Annotated in this window: 2 protein-coding genes; both read right to left on the bottom strand. The window is 48.4% G+C overall.

What is annotated here, in order from left to right; genetic code table 11:
• On the bottom strand, positions 1–329 hold a 329-nt coding region (locus HMPREF9081_RS12680), incomplete at its 3' end, for an ead/Ea22-like family protein (protein WP_006307827.1).
• The gene (locus HMPREF9081_RS13540) at positions 326–484 is read right to left on the bottom strand and encodes a TraR/DksA family transcriptional regulator (protein WP_229041931.1); all 159 of its coding nucleotides are present in this window, start codon (positions 482–484) and stop codon (positions 326–328) included. The genes HMPREF9081_RS13540 and HMPREF9081_RS12680, both read right to left, overlap by 4 nt.
• Between the last annotated feature and the right edge of the window lie 43 nt (positions 485–527).

The following is a 527-nucleotide window of genomic DNA, read 5'->3' as shown; positions in this document are numbered from 1 at the left end:
TTTCCGTCTTCACGGACTTCGTTGCTTTCCAGTTTAGCAATACGCTTACTCCCATCCGAGATAACACCTTCGTAATACTCACGCTGCTCGTTGAGTTTTGATTTTGCTGTTTCAAGCTCAACACGCAGTTTCCCTACTGTTAGCGCAATATCCTCGTTCTCCTGGTCGCGGCGTTTGATGTATTGCTGGTTTCTTTCCCGTTCATCCAGCAGTTCCAGCACAATCGATGGTGTTACCAATTCATGGAAAAGGTCTGCGTCAAATCCCCAGTCGTCATGCATTGCCTGCTCTGCCGCTTCACGCAGTGCCTGAGAGTTAATTTCGCTCACTTCGAACCTCTCTGTTTACTGATAAGTTCCAGATCCTCCTGGCAACTTGCACAAGTCCGACAACCCTGAACGACCAGGCGTCTTCGTTCATCTATCGGATCGCCACACTCACAACAATGAGTGGCAGATATAGCCTGGTGGTTCAGGCGGCGCATTTTTATTGCTGTGTTGCGCTGTAATTCTTCTATTTCTGATCCG

Source organism: Centipeda periodontii DSM 2778, from assembly GCF_000213975.1.
GTDB lineage: Bacteria > Bacillota > Negativicutes > Selenomonadales > Selenomonadaceae > Centipeda > Centipeda periodontii.
This window is presented reverse-complemented; position numbering and strand designations above follow the sequence as displayed.

Bases quoted from the DNA above. Each gene is read 5' to 3' on its own strand.
- HMPREF9081_RS13540 (WP_229041931.1), bottom strand. From the start codon at position 484: ATGCGCCGCCTGAACCACCAGGCTATATCTGCCACTCATTGTTGTGAG.